This is a genomic window from Streptomyces sp. JL2001 (assembly GCF_050917515.1).
In the GTDB taxonomy this organism is placed as follows: Bacteria; Actinomycetota; Actinomycetes; order Streptomycetales; family Streptomycetaceae; genus Streptomyces.
This window is the reverse complement of sequence record NZ_CP169421.1, coordinates 5,290,387-5,306,983: the sequence shown is the minus strand read 5'-3', so window position 1 is coordinate 5,306,983 and position 16,597 is coordinate 5,290,387. Positions and strand designations below refer to the sequence as shown.

The following is a 16,597-nucleotide window of genomic DNA, read 5'->3' as shown; positions in this document are numbered from 1 at the left end:
TTTCACGTTGTCAAGTATCCGGGTACGATGTGGCCCATGACCACCTCACCCACCGACCCCCTGACCCTCGAAGTCGTCGAGCTGATCGGCACGGTCGTGGCGCGGTACTACACGGAGTACGAGCAGGCGGCGGCCCAGCACTCGCTGACCGGCGCCCAGGCGCGGGTCCTCGGACTGCTCTCCCTGGAGCCGGTCCCCATGCGCAGGATCGCCCAGAAGCTCCGGTGCGAGCCGTCGAACGTCACCGGGATCGTGGACCGGCTGGAGACGCGCGGCCTGGTGGAGCGGCGCCCGGACCCGGACGACCGGCGCGTCAAGCTGGCCGCGCCCACCCCGGAGGGCCTGGAGACCTCACGCCGGTTGCGCGAGTCCCTCGACTTCGCGCGGGAGCCGCTGAGCCGGCTCTCGGAGGCCGAGCGCGCGCTGCTGCGCGATCTGCTCAGGCGGATGCTGGGCGAGGGCGCGCTCTGACGCCCCGCGCGTGACCGCCGCTCAGACGCACCACCACAGGAACGGCGTGCAGGGCTTCTCCGTCGGGCTGGGCGTGGGCGCCGGTGCGGTGGTCGGCGGCAGACCGCCCGAAGCGGTGGAGGAGGGGTCGCGCGAGATCGTGGCGGTCGGAGTCGGCCCACCGGTCGACGAGGACGCGGAGGCCGTGGGCGAGCCCGAGGGCTCCGCCGGCCCTCCGCCGGAGCCCTGCGAACCGCCGCCGCCCGTACCCGAGCCGCCCTTGCCCGACCCGCCGGAGGCCGGTGCGCGGGTGGCGACGGGGGACGCCTGGACCGGCTTCTCGACGGACACCGGCCCGTCGGACTCCTCGGGGCTCTGCGAGGGCTCGGGCGGCAGCGAGCTCTCGACGACGTCCTCTTCCTGCACGGCGGTGGCGGCCCCGCCCTCGGCCGGCTGTTCCAGGACCGACTTCGCCAGGCCCAGCGCGCCGGCGGCCAGCACCACCCCCAGCGCCCCGACGAGGACGGCGCGGCCCTTGCGGCCGCGCGATCGGCGGCCTCGGCGCGCGGCGGCGCGCCCCGTGGCGGCGGGTCCGACGGCAGCGCGCCGGGCGGCACGACGGCCGCCCTGGGCGGGGCGCGGAGGCTCGAGCAGGTCCAGTTCGTAGACGTGCTCGGCCTCGGCCGCGTGAGCGGTCGTGTGGGGTGATTCGTACCGAAGCTCCTCGACGGGGGTCCCGCACCCGGCACAGGCGAGGGCGCCGTTGAGATGCCGCCGGCACTGGTGGCAGTAGTCCATGGCGCCCGCAGGCTATGTCGCGCCCGAACACCGCAGGTACCCCTGAACGTGAGGATCCTGTAAGGAAACCGCAGGTCCACGGCGTGCCGTCACCAAAGTCCCGCTTCGGGCAGGATGGGCGGATGACGTCAGCCGAGTCTCCGGGGTCCCGTTTCGGTCCCCGCTCCCAGCCCGCCGGACCGGACTTCGGACCGCGTGAGTTCCAGCTCGTGCTGCTGCGCCGGATGGCCGACCACCAGCCGGAACTGGTCGACGACGCCCGGCGGGCGCTGGGTGCGAGCCGGGCCGAGATGCGGGAGGCCAACCGCCGGTGGCAGGCGTGGGCCCACGCCCGAAGGGGTCCGGGCGAACTCCACCGGTACCGCAAGGCGCTCGGCGAGCCCGAGTCCCGCCACACCGTCGAGGCGTACGCGTCCGAGGTGCTGCGCTGGCCGCTGCCGCTCTGGCCCGAGCTGCGCTGGGAGGCCATGGTGGGCCCGCTCGGCGGCCGCGCTCCCGTCGCGGTGTGGGGCTGCGGCCTGGTCCGCGCCCCCGGCTTCCCCTCCCCCGCACTGCGCACCGAGGACGATCTGCGGCCCTGGAGCTGCACACTGGCCGAGGTCGGCAACGCCTTCCCGCCGGCCCGGCCCCGCGACGGCAGCGCCCCGACGCGGCTGCGCCTCGACTTCACCCTCCCCGACGGCACCCCGCGCGCCGCCGAGTTCACCTGGGGCCTGCTGCAGCGCCTCCTGTGACCCGTACGACGCGGCCGGCACACCCGGCACGGCCACTCACCCCCCATCAGCCACAGGCGCCTCTCACGGCCCGTACGGCACGTGTGCCACTGACACCTCGTCCGACACGTCCGACGCAGCTGACATGTTCGACACGTCCGACACAGGATCCACTCCCGCCTCGTACGACACGCACCCGGCAGCCTCTTCTGCCTCTGTGAGCTCTCTCGTCTCGTCCGACACACCGTCAGCAGGCCCGGCCCCCCGGCCGGCGCAGCTCAACGCGCGCCGCACCGCGCGGAGGCGGACGATGCCAACAGGACCGCGTAGACACCGCGAACCACCTCGCTCCGTGCCAGCACCGCACTCCGGAGGACTTGCCGTGACCGTCAGTCTCGAACAGCTGCGCCGTTGCCATGTCGCCGTCGACCTCGGGGCCGCCCGGACCCGCGTCTTCGTCAAGGGCGCCGGCCTCGTCGTCGACGAGCCCAGTGTGGCCGCCGTGAACACCCGTACCGGAGCGCTGATCGCCGTCGGCGCGCTGGCGGAGAAGATGACCGGCCGCACCCCCGACTACATCCGGGTCACCCGGCCCGTCTCCGGCGGCACCGTCGTCGACATCGACATGGCCCAGCGGATGCTGCGCCACCTCCTCGGCGAGAAGCTCCGCCGCCAGCTGCGCCGCAAGCCCCGGCTGCGTGCCGCGGCCTGCACCCCGCACGACTCGGACCCGCTCGCGCAGCGCGCGGCCGTCGAGACCCTCGTCGGTCTCGGTGCCCGCCGGGTCGAGCTGGTCGACACCCTGATCGCGGCGGCCGTGGGCTGCGGACTCCCCGTCGAGCAGCCCACCGCGACCATGATCATGGTGTGCGGGGCCGCCACCACCCAGGTCGCCGTGCTCTCCCTCGGGTCGATCGTCACGGCCGAACGCATCCCCGTGGGCGGCGACGCGATCGACCACGCCGTCATCCAGCACCTGCGCCACCAGCACGAGCTGATGCTGCCCAGCCAGTCCGTCCGTCCGCTCCAACTCGCCCTCAGCGGCAACGGCCTGACCCTCCAGGGCCCCACCTTCACCGAGATCCACGGCCGCGACGTGGCCACGGGCCTGGCCCGTTCGGTGACCGTCGACACCGCCGCCGTGCGCGACGCCATCCACACCCCGCTCACCGCCGTCCTCGACGGCATCGGCAAGATCCTGCGCGAGTGCCCGCCCGACCTGGTGGCCGACCTGGCGGAGCGCGGCATCATGATGGTCGGCGGAAGCGCCCTGCTGCCGGGCCTCGACCAGATGCTGCGCGAGGCGACCGGGATGCCGGTGCACATCGCCGAGCGGCCCGACGTCTGCGCCATCCTCGGCCTCGGCGCGATGCTGGAGGGCAAGATCCAGGCGATGGTGCTCGACCCGCTGGCCGACACGGAGTGATCGTCGGATACCCCGATTTGCTCCCTTTCGCACCACAATGAACCCATGTCGCTCACCGACCGGGACGCGTCCGCTCCCCGCCTGCCGACGTTGCTGCACGCCGTCCTCAGCGTCGGCACGGACCTCGAACTGCGGGCCACCCTCCAGCACATCGTGGACTCCGCGACCGAGTTGGCGGGCGCGCGCTACGGGGCGCTCGGGATCGTCGATCCCGAGCGCCGGCGGCTCACCGCCCTGTTCACGTCCGGTCTCACCGAGGCCGAACGGACCCGGATCGGTGATCTCCCCGACGGCCGCACCGGACTGATCGGCGTCCTCATCCAGGACCCCCGGCCGCTGCGCCTGGACGACCTGACCGCCGATCCGCGCTCCTCCGGCGTCCCGGAGGGCCATCCCGAGATGCGCTCCTTCCTGGGCGTGCCGATCCGGGTCCACACCGAGGTCTTCGGCAACCTCTATCTGACCGAGAAGCGCTCGGGCACCTTCACCGAGCAGGACGAGTCGCTGCTGCGGGTCCTGGCCTCCCAAGCGGGCATCGCCATCGGCAACGCCCGGCTGTACGAGACCGCGCGGCAGCGCGAACGCTGGATCGAGGGCGCGGCCGCGGTCACGACCGCCCTGCTGGCCGGAAGGCCGGCGGCCGACGCGCTGACGACGGTCGCCGAGCAGGCCCGGCTGCTCGCCGACGCCTCGGCGGGAGTCGTCCTCCAGCCCACCGGGGAGGGCGGGATGGAGATCGTGGCGGCCTCGACGCCGGACGACCCGGGCGATCTGGTCGGCACGGCGATCGCGCCCGGATCGCCCGTCCTGGAGCAGCTGCTCGGAGGGGAGCCCGTGTTCATCGAGGACTCGGCCACCGACCCGCGGATGACCACGCACGTACGGTCGCGGTTCGGGCCCTCGATGATGCTGCCGCTGCAGAGCGGCGGAAAGCTGATCGGCACCCTCGCGCTCCCCCGGCGCCGCGGCGGGCGCCCCTACACGGCGGTCGACCGGCTGCTCGCCTCCCAGTTCGCCTCGCAGGCGGCGCTCGCGCTGGTCCTCGCGGACGCCCAGCACAACCGGGAGCGGCTGGCGGTGTACGAGGACCGCGACCGCATCGCGCGCGACCTGCACGACCTGGTCGTCCAGCGGCTGTTCGCCACCGAGATGATGCTGGAGTCCACCCGGCGCCGGGCCGCCGGTTCCGTCGAGGAGAGCTCCCTGCTCGGGCGGGCCGTGGACGAGCTGGACTCCACGATCCAGGAGGTGCGGACGGCCATCTTCGCCCTCCAGCAGCCACCGGCCGAGGTGCCGGCGTCGTTCCGGGGCCGGGTCCTGCGCGAGACGGGCGGCGCGGCGGCGCTGCTCGGCTTCCAGCCCTCGGTCCACTTCTCCGGGGCGGTCGACACCCTGGTCGACGAGGCCGACGCCGAGCGGATCCTCGCCACCCTGCGGAGCGCGCTGGCCGCGGCCCACCGCCGGCCGGAGGTCCGCGCCATCACCGTCGAGGTCTCGGCACCGCCGCGGGGCCCCGCCCTGCGGGTCACGGACGACGCGCGGCCGCCCACCACGGTCCGCTGGCCGTGAGCCCGCGGGGCCCGCGCGCCGGCCCGGACCGGGGCCCGCCGCGGGGCCCTCGAACGGCCCAGTCCGGCGCGCCACCGCCGGACCCGCGATCTTGACTGGGGGCGTGGACACCGTCGCGAAGCCCCCCGCAGCCGCCTACCGGAACCTGGTGATGGCCACCATCGGATTCACGCTCACCTTCTGGGCCTGGAATCTGATCGCGCCGATCGCGAGCTGGTACGGCGACCGGCTCGACCTCAGCTCCTCCGAGCAGTCGCTGCTCGTGGCCGTGCCGGTGCTCGTCGGCTCGCTCGGTCGGATCCCGGTCGGCGCCCTCACCGACCGGTACGGCGCCAAGAGGATGTTCCCGCTGGTGTCGGCGCTGACGATCGTTCCGGTCCTGCTGCTGATCCTCGCGAAGGACTCGTACGCGGCGATGCTCGCCGTCGGGTTCCTCCTCGGCCTGGGCGGCACCACGTTCGCCATCGGCATCCCGCTCGTCAACTCCTGGTTCCCGCCCGCCAAGCGGGGCCTCGCGCTCGGCATCTTCGGCATGGGCATGGGGGGCGTGGCGCTGTCCGGGTACTTCACCCCGCGCATCGCCGAGCACGGCGAGAACCTGCCGTTCGTCGTCGTCGCGTGCGCGCTCGCCGTCTACGCGGTCCTCGCCTTCCTCCTCGTCACCGACCGGCCCGGCCGCCCGGTGCCCACCGACTCCCTGGCGACCCGGCTCGGCCGGGCCGGCCGGCTGCGGGTCACCTGGGAGCTGTCGGCGCTGTACGCGATCGGCTTCGGCGGCATCGTCGCCTTCGGCGTCTACCTGCCGACGTACCTGAAGACCTGGTACGAGCTCGACCCGACCGACGCCGGCACCAAGGCGGCCGGGTTCGCGCTGGTCACCGTCGTCTTCCGGCCGTTCGGCGGCTGGCTCTCCGACCGCGTCCACCCGGCCCTCGTCACCTCCGGCGCGCTCGGCTTCGCCGCTCTCCTCGCCATCGTCCAGGCCTTCGACCCGCCGCTGAACCCGGGCGGCACGATCGCGCTCCTCGGCATGGCCGCCGGGCTCGGCACGGCCAGCGGCTCGATCTTCGCGCTCGTCTCCCAGGTCACCCCGCAGCCGCAGGTCGGCAGCGTCACCGGCATCGTCGGCGCGATGGGCGGCCTCGGCGGCTTCGTGCCGCCGCTGGTGATGGGCGCGATCTACAGCGCGAAGGACTCGTACTCGATCGGCTTCATGCTCCTGTCCGACCTGGCCCTCGCGGGCTGTGTGTACGCCTACGGCCGGATGCGGAACGTCACCCCGACCGCGGACGGCGAACGGTCCGGAGAGGTGAGGAAGGTCGCAGCCCGGCGCCCCTGAGGCGCGGGCAGTATTCCTCACGGCATCCCCGACGCGAGGAGATCGACCGATGAGCCCGCTCTTCCCGGCCCTGGCGGCCGGCCCGGACCGGCCGCACGACCGACCCGCGCTGCGCTTCGGCGCCGAGGCGCTGACGTACGGGGAACTCGCCTCGGCGGCGGGCACGCTCGCCGGCCGGATCTCCGGGGCGGGCCGGGTGGCGGTGTGGGCGACGCCGACCGCGGAGACCGCGGTGGCCGTGGTCGCGGCCCTGCTGGCCGGGGTGCCGGCCGTCCCCCTGAACCCGCGCACCGGTGAGCGGGAGTTGGCGCACATCGTCGGCGACAGCACGCCCGGCCTGGTCCTGGCCGGTGCGGCGGACGACCTGCCCGCCGGACTCGCGGGCCTGCCGCGGGTCGACGTGGAGATCGACTGCCGCGGGACCGCCGAGGTGCCCGAGGCGGCGGACCCCGAGGCTCCCGCCCTGATCGTCTACACCTCCGGCACCACCGGCCCGCCGAAGGGCGTCGTCCTCTCCCGCCGCGCGATCGCCGCGTCGCTGGACGCGCTGGCGGACGCCTGGGCGTGGACGGCCGACGACGTGCTGGTCCACGCACTGCCGCTGTTCCACGTCCACGGCCTGATCCTCGGCGTCCTCGGCCCGCTGCGGCGCGGCGGCTCGGTCCGGCACCTCGGCTCGTTCTCGGTGGAGGGCGTGGCACGGGAACTCGGCGAGGGCGGCGGCACCATGCTGTTCGGCGTCCCGACGATGTACCACCGGATCGCGGACGCGCTGGCCGGCGACCCGGCGCTGGTACGGGCGCTGACCGACGCGCGGCTGCTGGTCTCGGGTTCGGCGGCGCTCCCCGTGCACGACCACGAGCGCATCGCGGCCGCGACGGGACGGACCGTGCTCGAGCGGTACGGGATGACCGAGACCCTCATGAACACCAGCGTCCGGGTGGGCTCCGGTCCGCGCCCCGGTTCGGTGGGCGTACCGCTGCGGGGCGTGGAGCTGCGCCTGGTGGAGGACGACGGCACCGAGATCCCCCTGTCCGACGGCGAGAGGGTCGGCGAGATCCAGGTCAGGGGGCCGAACCTGTTCACCGCCTATCTCGGCCGGCCCGACGCGACGGCCGCCGCCTTCGACGGGGACTGGTTCCGCACCGGTGACATGGCGGTCCGCGGGTCCGACGGCTCCGTGCGGATCGTGGGCCGCCGGGCGACGGACCTGATCAAGAGCGGCGGGTACAAGATCGGCGCGGGCGAGATCGAGAACGCGCTGCTCGACCACCCGGCGGTGCGGGAGGTCGCGGTGACCGGCGAACCCGACCCGGACCTGGGAGAACGCGTCGTGGCCTGGGTCGTGCCCGTGGATCCTGAGAACCCGCCGTCGGACGGGGAACTGGCCGCGCACGTCGCGGGACTGCTCGCCCCGCACAAGCGGCCCCGGGTGGTCCGCCGGCTCACCGAGCTGCCGCGCAACGACATGGGCAAGGTCATGAAGAAGGCACTGCCGGGAGCCCTCCATGGCTGAGCGGTTCACCGCCCGCGAGGCGATCGCGCTGGTCACGGACGACTTCACCGACCACGCGCCGGATGGTGCCGCGGACGCCGGGCCGGACGGGACGGGCGCGGCGGCGGACGACGGGCCGCTGGGCTGGGCCGGTTACGACGCGTCCCGGGCGCGGGCCGCCTCGCGCACCGGCGAGGAGGAGTCCGTCGTGTACGGCACGGCTCGCGTCGGCGGCCGCGCGTGCGTGCTGCTCGCCTTCGAGTTCGGCTTCCTCGGCGGTTCGCTGGGCGGCGCGGCCGGGGACCGGCTGGTCGCCGCCTACCGCACGGCCCGGGAGCGGCGGCTCCCCCTGGTCTCGCTCGTGGCGACCGGCGGCAGCCGGATGCAGGAGGGCATGGTCGCCCTGACCCAGCTCCAGCGCGTGGCCGCCGAGACCGTCCTGTTGCGGGAGGCCGGTGTCGCCCATGTCGCGGTGCTGCGCGACCCGTCGACGGGCGGCGGCTGGGCGACGGTCGGCGCGGGCGCCGACGTGGTGCTCGCGCTCCCGGACGCCCAGGTCGCCTTCGCCGGCTCCCGGGTCCGCCCGCCCGGCGCGGACCCGGCCGCCTACACCGCCGAGGAGCAGTGGCGGCACGGCCACGTCGACGCGCTGGTCCCGTCGGCCGCACTGCGCGAGACGCTGGCGCGGTGGCTGCGCCTGCTCGCGCCGGGCGCCCGGACGCCGGAGCCCGGAGCCGCTCCCCCGCCCGCCGCGCTCACCGAGGCGGATGCTCCCCGCACCGGCTGGGAGGCGGTGACCCGGGCCAGGGATCCGCGCCGGCCGCGGGCCGCCGCGTACCTCGACGCGTACTTCGAGGAGCGTGCGGCCCTGCGCGGCGACCGCGCCGGCGGGGTGGACCCCGGGACGGAGTGCGGCTTCGGGCTGCACGAGGGACGGGTCGTGGCGTACGCCGCGCAGGGCGGCACTCCGACCAGGCCCGCGGGATTCCGCACCGCGGCCCGGCTGGTGCGGCTCGCGGGGCGGCTCGGGATCCCCGTGCTGACCCTGATCGACACGCCCGGCGCCGCCAACGACGCCGAGGCCGAGCGGGCGGGCGCGGGCCCGGCCATCGCGGAGGCGTTCGCGGCGATCGCCGGGGCTCGCACCCCGGTCACCTCGCTCCTGATCGGCGAGGGCGGATCCGGCGGCGCCCTCGCGCTGGCCGCGCCCGGCAACACCTGGACCACGCCGGACGGCTACTTCTCCGTCATCGCGCCCGAGCTCGCCGCCGCCATCCTCAAGCGCGCCCCCGAGGAGGCCCCGGCGACGGCCGGCCAGCTCCGGCTGCGCCCGCAGGACCTGGTGGAACTCGGCTGCGTGCGGGGGATCGTGACCCGCTGAGCGTCCGGCTCCGCACGGCGAGGGCCCGGTACGGCGCGCCGTACCGGGCCCTGCTCGTGGCGGGGCGGGGCCTACTTCACCCCCACCGCCCGGATGATCTCCTGCGTCACCGCACCGCCCCGGTCGTCGCTCGCGCCGGCGCGCAGCGACACCGAGCCGGCCCGGTCCGGAACCCGCAGTTCACCGGCCCAGGCGGCCTTCTTCCCGGACGTGGGCCGCAGGGCGACCCGCGTCCAGGTCTTCCCCTCGTCGTACGAGACCTCCAGGGTCCCGCCGGTGATCCTGCCGGTGTCCGAGGCACCCTCCACGTACTCCGCGAAGATGCCGACGGGCAGCTTCCGGCCGCCCCGGACGTCACCGGCGAGGTCCGTGTCGACGTCGAAGCCGAGGTTGAGCATCGGCAGGTAGGTCGTCCGGTCGTTCGGGGTCTCCTTGGACCGGAAGGTCCACTCGGCGTGGCCGCGGGTGGAGAGGCGCCAGCGCGCCGGATCGAGCGTCGTGTCGGTGACGACCTTGTACGTCGCCTCCTCGGCCGGGGCGTCCCAGGCGTAGGCGCCCGAGCTCATCTTGCGGTCGACGCGTACCCCGTTGACGTACACCTCGGTGTACTGCGTCATCGAGTCGTCGCTCCACACGTTGCCGAAGCCGGTGTGGTCGGGGCCCGAGTCGCCCCACCCGGGGGTGTTGAAGCGCAGGTCGTTGCCGGTGCGCTCCTGCCCCCAGCCGAGCCCGGTGCCCAGCCACGGGTGCCAGACCGGCGCGAACCATTCCAGCGTGCGCCGGCTGCCCCCCTGGTAGGAGTTGGTGCCACCGCGCTGCTCCAGTGATTCGCCGAGGTCGACCGACTCGTGCCAGCGCTGGCCGGTGCCGGTGGAGACGTACTCGGTGCGCTCGACGGGGAAGGCGATCCACTCCTTGAACCCGAAGCCGATCGGGAAGGTGTCGGTGATCGAGAAGCGGAACTCGCCGCCGATCTCCTTCTTGGCCGTCGGCATGTGGAACGTGGAGTCGATGGTGGCGAGTTCGTTCCTGCCGGGCCGGAAGACGAGGTCCCGGCCGATCGCGCCGGGGTGCCCCTCGGACAGGTCGTAGGTGTACGGCGTGTAGCGGGTGCCCGTCAGGTCGAGCCGGGTGCCACGGGCCGCGGCGGCGGCGATCCGCGCCGCGTCGGCGGCGTTCACGGAGGCGACGGCGAGCGGCCGGTCCTGGTAGTCGGCGGTGCCGAACCAGGTCATCAGCCGGCCCGGCTGGTCGTCGGTGACGAACAGCACTGTGGCGCCCGCGTCCTGCGCGTTCTGCGCGAGCTGCGGAGCGGGCAGCGCGCCGGCCCGGACGAGGACGGCCCTGCCCTTGACGTCCTTGCCCGCGTACTCGGCCGCGGTGCCGGTGCCGGCGTCGACGACCCGGAGGCGGTGCCGGCCTTCGAGCAGGGCGGCACCGGGCTGGGCGGCGGCGTCGGACAGCGCGTGGCCGTCGGCGCTCGCCTCCAGGATCGGCTTGCCCAGGCGCCAGACCGTCCGGTACTCGAAGGTGCCGGTGGCGGGCTTGGTGGTGGGAGCGGCGAAGATCGAGTCGTACATCGCCGGCACCTGGTAGGCGCCGCCGTAGTGGGCTCCGTTCGCCTGGCGGTCGAACTCCATCAGCAGCTGACGGGTCTCGGTCCGCCGGTCGACCTCGGCCCGGATCTCCCGCAGCTGCCGGCCGTCGAGGGTGATCTCGCGGTCCCGGTCGAGGGTGATCTCGGGCGCGGTGAGGAAGCCGAGTCCGAGCGAGTCCCTGCCGTGCGAGCCGCGCACGTCGAGGAAGGTGTCGACGGTGTACGTGCCCGGCTTCAGGCGCAGTTCGAGCGTGCCGGACTCGCCGACCGTCGCCGGGAACGGGTCCACGCCCTCGGTGAGGTGCTGGACGCCGAGATGGGCGGGGGTGGGTGCGCCGTCACGGTCCTTGACGTGGACGGTGAGGGTGTAGCGCTCCTCCTCCTTGACCATGCCGAGCGCGGTGTGCGCGACCGGGGTTCCGCCCGCGGAGGCGACGACGCGACCGGTGGACTGCCCGACCGGTGCCTTGGTGCCGTCACCGGTCACGGTGGTCCGGGCGGTTCCGTGCGCCGGGACGGTGAGGGTGGTGTCGGCCAGGGTGGCGACCCCGGCCGGGACTCCCTCGACGGCGAGGCTCAGCTCGACCGGGCTGTCGGAGGAGTTGGCGTACGTGACGGTCCGGGTGACCGGCTTGCTGTCCTCGTACGGCCAGGAGACGAAGCCGAGGTCGGCGGAGCCGGTCGCGGTCACCTGCGCGGCGACGGCGGCGCCCACGTCGACCCGGCCGGCGCCGAGCGCGTACGGGGAGTCCGTGAGCGTCTTCGACGAGGACATCAGCGCGTCCTTGAGCTGCGCGCCGGTCCAGTCGGGGTGCTGCTCGGCCAGCAGCGCGGCGACGCCCGCGACGTGCGGGGTGGCCATCGACGTGCCGCTCATGGACGTGTACAGGCCGGTGCCGCCGACCAGTCGGGAGCGGGCCGCGAGGATGTCCACGCCGGGCGCGGACAGGTCGGGCTTGAGTGCCTGGTCGCCGTGGCGGGGGCCCTGGCTGGTGAAGTACGCCGGTGAGTCGCCGGAGTCGACGGCGCCGATGGTCAGCGCGGAGTCGGCGGCGCCGGGCGAGCCGATGGAGCCGGGGGCGCCGGAGTTGCCGGCGGCGATGACGAACAGGGCGCCGGTCTCGGCGGAGAGCGTGTCGACGGCCTGGGCCATCGGGTCGGTGCCGTCGCTGGGTTCCTGCGAACCGAGGCTCATCGACACGATCTTGGCGTCGATGTCCTTGGCGGCCCACTCCATGCCGGCGATGATCTGCGACTCGCTGCCGGAGCCCTCGTCGGAGAGGACCTTGCCGACGGCGAGCGCCGCACCGGGCGCGACGCCCTTCTCCTTGCCCTCGGAGCCGGCGCCGCTGCCGCCGACGGTGGAGGCGACGTGGGTGCCGTGACCGTTGCGGTCGGCGACCTCCTGGCCCTCGATGAAGGACCGGGACTCGGTGACCCGGCCCGCGAGGTCGGGGTGGGCGAGGTCGGCGCCGGTGTCGAGGACGGCGACCTTGACGCCCTTGCCGGTGAAGCCGGCGTCCCAGGCCTTGGAGGTGCCTATCTGCGTGTTGGACTCGGCCATGGCGGCCTTGACCCGTCCGTCCAGCCAGACCTTGCCGACGGCGGAACGCGCGGCGGGGCCGGTGAAGGACTGCCAGAAGGCGGCGGGGTCGGTGGCCTGCACGGCGGCGCCGCCGATGCTGGGCAGGGCGCGGACGGTCTCGGCGCCGCGCGGGGCGGCGGCGCGGGCGGCCTTGCCGTAGGTGACGATCAGGGGCAGTTCGTCGGTGACACCCTGCTCGATGAGACCGCTGACGTCGAAGAGCCGCCGGTCGAGGACCCCGGAGTCCAGATAGCGGCGGGCCTCGTCGGGCACGACGGTGACGCGGCCGTTCACGATCTCGCTGCGGACGCCTCCGGTGGCGCCCGCGGCCCGGTCGACGCTGACGGCCTTCCGGCCGCCGCCGAGGTCCGTGACGGTCACCCGGTCGCCGGTGACGAGCGTGACGGTGGTGCTGCTGCCCTTGGTTCCGGTGAAGGTGTCCGGTACAGGGCTGCCGGTCGCCCCGGCCGCGGCGGTCTGCCCGGCCGAGAGCATCACGAGGGAGAGGCCGGCGGCGAGCAGCCCGGCTCTCCCTCTGACGGAAGGTCTGGTCATCGACGCACTCCTCGGACACCCGGGGGAAGGGTTTGTTCCGGGTGCCGCGACGAGTCTCGGCCGTTCGCGTCCGGTTGAGTCCGGCTCGGCCTGGCGGGTACCTGCCGTGGCGGCCAACCGCCAGAGGGGCGGGTGCCGTTGAGCGATCGATCAGGCCGGAGGACCTGCGGCGCGGGGCGGGGCGGGCACGCAGGACGTGCGGCGGAAGGCTCGGCCGGACGGAAGGTCGGGGGACCAAGGGGGCGTCTCGCCGGGCGTACCGGTTCAGGGGCCCGTCCTTCAGGCCGGGAGCCCGGCCTGAAGGACGGGACACCCCCTGGGGCGGTTTGACGTCGGCGGCGCGGCCCGGTGGTCGCACCGCCGACGTGTCACGGCGTGGGGTCCAGCGCGTCGTAGCGGCGGAAGCCGCGGCCGCGGAGTGCCAGGAGGCCGACCGCCAGCACGCACGCCAGTCCGCCGCCGGTGATCGCGACGGTCGGCGAGGTGAGGTCGGCGACCGAGCCCGCGAGGAAGTCGCCGAGGCGCGGGCCGCCCGCGACCACCACGATGAAGACCCCTTGGAGCCGGCCGCGCATCTCGTCCGGCGCCGCGACCTGCATCATCGTGTTGCGGAAGATCATGGAGACGGTGTCCGAGTACCCGGCGAGCGCGAGGAACAGCAGCCCGAGCCAGAGGTTGCGGGTGAGGCCGAAGACGGCGATCGCCGTCCCCCAGCACGCCACCGCGAGGAGGATCGCCTGTCCGTGGTGGCGGATGCGTCCCTGCCAGCCGGACAGCACCCCGCCGAGCAGCGCCCCGGCCGCGGGGGCGGCGGCGAGCAGGCCGGTGGTGCGGGCGTCGCCGTCGTACCAGAGCACGGCGACGACGGGGAAGAGCGCCCGCGGGTGGGCGAGGATCATCGCGCAGAAGTCGGAGAAGAAGGTCATGCGCAGGTTGGGCCGGGTGGCCAGGAAGCGCAGCCCGTCGAGGACGGAGGCGCGCTTGGCGCCGGTCCGTTCGGGAAGCATCGACGGCAGCCGCCACATCGCGTAGAGCGCCGCGGAGAAGGCGACGGCGTCGATGAGGTACGCGGTCTGGAAGCCGCCGACGCCCACGAGGAGGCCGCCCAGGCTCGGGCCGACGAGCGTGCCGAACGTCGTCGTCATGGAGTTGAGCGCGTTCGCGGCACGCAGCTGCTCCGCCGGCAGCAGTCGGGGGATCATCGAGGTGCGGGCGGGTGAGTTGAGCGCCGCGCAGACCGACTGCAGGGCGACGATCGCGTACAGGAACCAGACGTGGTGGAACCCGGCGAACGCGGCGGCGGCGAGGGCCGCGGAGAGCACGGCGGAGCCGGTCGCGCTGGCCAGTCCGAGCCTGCGGCGGTCGACGGTGTCGGCGATGGCGCCGCCGTAGAGGCCGAAGACGACCAGCGGCACGAGCGAGAAGAGGCCCACGAGCCCGACGGAGAAGGGCGAGCGGGTGATCTCGTAGACCTGGAGGGAGACGGCGAGGGCCGTCATGCCCTGGCCGACCCAGGAGACGGTGTTGCCGAACCAGAGGCGGCGGTAGTGCGCGGAGGTCCGCAGCGGGGTGAGGTCCGCGAGGACGCGGCGGCGTTCGGGGGCGGGGGCCCGGGTCTCGGTCACGCGACGTCGAACCGGAGCTCGGGCCGGGTCCAGTAGATCCCGCCGGCGGGTTCGACGGCTCCGGTCCGGCGTGCGCCGGTCCGCAGGTAGAACTCCTCGGCGGGCGGATGCGCGACGACCCGTACGGACCTCAGGCCGGCGGCGCGGGCCTCGCCGGTCATGTGCTCCATCAGCAGGCGTCCGGTGCCGAGGCCCTGGGCGTCGTCGGCGACGAAGGCGAGGTCGAGCTCGGCCTCGTCGAGGAGGAGGGCGTAGAAGCCGACTATGCGCCCCTGGCCGTCGACGGCGACGTGGACGCAGTGGTGCTCGATGTACGGGCCTCCGACGACGTAGCCGTCGACCATGACGGCGTAGTCACCGCGATACGCACCGGACTTCCTGACGAGCTGGGTGAGGCGGCGGGAGTCCTCTGCGGTGGCGCGTCGGACGGTGATGGCGGGCATGGAGGGAGTATAGGGATGGAGGGTAAAGGAGTCCTTACAGCTTCCTCCTGGCGCGTACCGAACCCCAGGTCGGGACGTACGGACCGCACCCGGCCGCGGCCCATTGCGCGGCCCGCCGCCGCTCGGGCGCCGGTCAGCCGCAGGGGCTCAGGTCGTCCGGGTCGACGTCGTCGAGCCGGGCGGCCAGTGCGTTGAGCTGGGCCCGCAGGCCGCGGATCTCCTCCAGCGACATCCCCGTCGCGGCGGCGATCCGCCGCGGCACACCGAGGGCCTTGTCCCGCAGCTCGGCGCCGGCCTCGGTGGCGCGCGCGGTGACCGAGCGCTCGTCCTCGGCGCTGCGCCGCCGCTCGACGTACCCGGCCGCCTCCAGCCGCTTGAGCAGCGGTGACAGGGTGCCCGAATCGAGCCGCAGGTGCTCGCCGATCCGCTTCACGGGCAGCTCGCCGTGCTCCCAGAGGACCAGCATGACCAGGTACTGGGGGTAAGTGAGCCCGAGCTCCTTGAGCGCACCGCGGTAGACCCCGTTGAACGCGCGGGTGGCGGCGTGCAGCGAGAAGCAGATCTGGTGGTCGAGCCGGAGGAAGTCCTCGTCCCGGGTCGTGTCGAGCGTCTCCATGGCTTCAGGTTACGCGAGGACCATTGAGTTGTGCACAACTGAATTGTGCGATACCAATGACTCAGCACCGCACCGGCTCCGCACGAGGACAGGAAGAGACACCCATGAACGCGATCTACACCGCTGTCGCCACCGCCAACGGCCGCGAGGGCCGCGCCGTCAGCTCCGACGGCCACATCGACCTCCCCCTCGCCCACCCCCAGGCGCTCGGCGGCAACGGCCAGGGCACGAACCCGGAGCAGCTCTTCGCCGCCGGCTACGCCGCCTGCTTCGCCAGCGCCATGGGCGTGATCGCCCGCCAGGAGAAGATCGACGTCAAGGACGTCTCGGTGACCGCCGAGGTCAGCATCGGCAAGGACGAGGCCGACAGCGGCTTCGGTCTCGCGGTCGTCATGCGCGCCGAGTTCCCGGACCACCTCCAGGGCGAGCCGGGCCGCACGCTGCTCGAGAAGACCCACGCCTTCTGCCCGTACTCCAAGGCCACCCGCGGCAACATCCAGGTGGAGCTCGTCATCGAGTAGTCGCCACCCCGGCCACGTCCGCCCCCGGTGCAGCCCCACGCACCGGGGGCGTTCGCCGTTCCCGGGCCCGGACAGCACCGGCTGGGGGGTGGAAGAGGCGGCCCGCGCAGGAGTGGCCGACACACGGGCCGTGTCATCCGGGTGACGTGGGGCGTGTCGGGCCGGCTGCTCGCGCCCGCCGTCCGCAGACTGGGGTGAGATGCACGAGGCGGACACCGCTCGCGGTGGCGAATCGCCCGGCCGGCGATCGCGCAGGCCAGAACGATTCTGCTTCACCGTGCGTTGGTGGGGCGGGTGGGACTCGAACCCACGGCCGACGGATTATGAGTCCGCTGCTCTAACCGGCTGAGCTACCGCCCCTCAACGGCGTGGCGCGTACAAGTGTGCGCGCCGTCTGCCGCAGCATAGCTGCTCATACGATCTCCTGCTGTGGCGCCCGGCAACCACAATCATGAGGACTTCGCCCCGGACGAGATGGTTCCCG

13 protein-coding genes and 1 tRNA gene are annotated in these 16,597 nt (G+C 74.0%); 8 read left to right on the top strand and 6 right to left on the bottom strand.

The window, feature by feature from the left end; genetic code table 11:
• Positions 1–36: 36 nt before the first annotated feature.
• Positions 37–471: a MarR family winged helix-turn-helix transcriptional regulator gene (locus ACE1OA_RS23635; protein ID WP_356598510.1), complete on the top strand. Its 435-nt coding sequence runs from the start codon at positions 37–39 to the stop codon at positions 469–471.
• 21 nt (positions 472–492) lie between these two features.
• Here the strand turns inward: ACE1OA_RS23635 and ACE1OA_RS23630 are convergent, their stop codons facing one another.
• Positions 493–1,248: an SCO2400 family protein gene (locus tag ACE1OA_RS23630; RefSeq protein WP_356598512.1), complete on the bottom strand. Its 756-nt coding sequence runs from the start codon at positions 1,246–1,248 to the stop codon at positions 493–495.
• Between the two features lie 122 nt (positions 1,249–1,370).
• Between ACE1OA_RS23630 and ACE1OA_RS23625 the strand changes: the two genes are divergently transcribed.
• The 6 genes from ACE1OA_RS23625 (at position 1,371) to ACE1OA_RS23600 (ending at position 9,171) form a co-directional block, all read left to right on the top strand.
• The gene (locus ACE1OA_RS23625; RefSeq protein ID WP_432753328.1) at positions 1,371–1,982 is read left to right on the top strand and encodes a hypothetical protein; all 612 of its coding nucleotides are present in this window, start codon (positions 1,371–1,373) and stop codon (positions 1,980–1,982) included.
• Between the two features lie 361 nt (positions 1,983–2,343).
• Positions 2,344–3,387 carry a rod shape-determining protein gene (locus tag ACE1OA_RS23620; protein ID WP_356598514.1) on the top strand — a complete coding sequence of 348 codons (1,044 nt, stop codon included), beginning with the start codon at positions 2,344–2,346 and terminating at the stop codon, positions 3,385–3,387.
• A 45-nt stretch (positions 3,388–3,432) separates the two neighbouring features.
• On the top strand, positions 3,433–4,956 hold the full coding sequence (locus ACE1OA_RS23615) for a sensor histidine kinase (RefSeq protein ID WP_432753327.1): 1,524 nt from the start codon (positions 3,433–3,435) through the stop codon (positions 4,954–4,956).
• Positions 4,957–5,107: 151 nt separating this feature from the next.
• Positions 5,108–6,295, top strand: a complete 1,188-nt coding sequence (locus tag ACE1OA_RS23610) for a nitrate/nitrite transporter (protein WP_356599165.1) — start codon at positions 5,108–5,110, stop codon at positions 6,293–6,295.
• A gap of 49 nt (positions 6,296–6,344) precedes the next feature.
• A complete protein-coding gene (locus ACE1OA_RS23605; protein WP_356598518.1) occupies positions 6,345–7,811 on the top strand; it encodes an acyl-CoA synthetase in 1,467 nt (488 codons plus the stop codon).
• Positions 7,804–9,171, top strand: coding sequence for a carboxyl transferase domain-containing protein (locus tag ACE1OA_RS23600; protein WP_432753326.1), 1,368 nt, complete (start codon positions 7,804–7,806; stop codon positions 9,169–9,171). The genes ACE1OA_RS23605 and ACE1OA_RS23600 overlap by 8 nt, the downstream gene beginning before the upstream one ends.
• Positions 9,172–9,242: 71 nt before the next feature.
• Here ACE1OA_RS23600 and ACE1OA_RS23595 read toward each other — a convergent pair whose 3' ends face one another.
• The 4 genes from ACE1OA_RS23595 to ACE1OA_RS23580 form a co-directional block, all read right to left on the bottom strand.
• The gene (locus tag ACE1OA_RS23595; RefSeq protein ID WP_432753325.1) at positions 9,243–12,908 is read right to left on the bottom strand and encodes a S8 family serine peptidase; all 3,666 of its coding nucleotides are present in this window, start codon (positions 12,906–12,908) and stop codon (positions 9,243–9,245) included.
• A gap of 368 nt (positions 12,909–13,276) precedes the next feature.
• Positions 13,277–14,533: an MFS transporter gene (locus ACE1OA_RS23590; RefSeq protein WP_386540083.1), complete on the bottom strand. Its 1,257-nt coding sequence runs from the start codon at positions 14,531–14,533 to the stop codon at positions 13,277–13,279.
• Positions 14,530–14,976, bottom strand: a complete 447-nt coding sequence (locus ACE1OA_RS23585; protein ID WP_384867390.1) for a GNAT family N-acetyltransferase — start codon at positions 14,974–14,976, stop codon at positions 14,530–14,532. Before ACE1OA_RS23585 ends, ACE1OA_RS23590 begins: the two co-directional genes overlap by 4 nt.
• Before the next feature lie 133 nt (positions 14,977–15,109).
• Entirely contained in the window at positions 15,110–15,592 is a 483-nt protein-coding gene (locus tag ACE1OA_RS23580; RefSeq protein WP_356773930.1) for a MarR family winged helix-turn-helix transcriptional regulator, read from the bottom strand.
• Positions 15,593–15,696: 104 nt separating this feature from the next.
• Between ACE1OA_RS23580 and ACE1OA_RS23575 the strand changes: the two genes are divergently transcribed.
• Positions 15,697–16,113: an organic hydroperoxide resistance protein gene (locus tag ACE1OA_RS23575; protein ID WP_147977891.1), complete on the top strand. Its 417-nt coding sequence runs from the start codon at positions 15,697–15,699 to the stop codon at positions 16,111–16,113.
• A gap of 283 nt (positions 16,114–16,396) precedes the next feature.
• Here the strand turns inward: ACE1OA_RS23575 and ACE1OA_RS23570 are convergent.
• Positions 16,397–16,473 (bottom strand) — tRNA-Ile (locus ACE1OA_RS23570).
• Positions 16,474–16,597 lie beyond the last annotated feature (124 nt).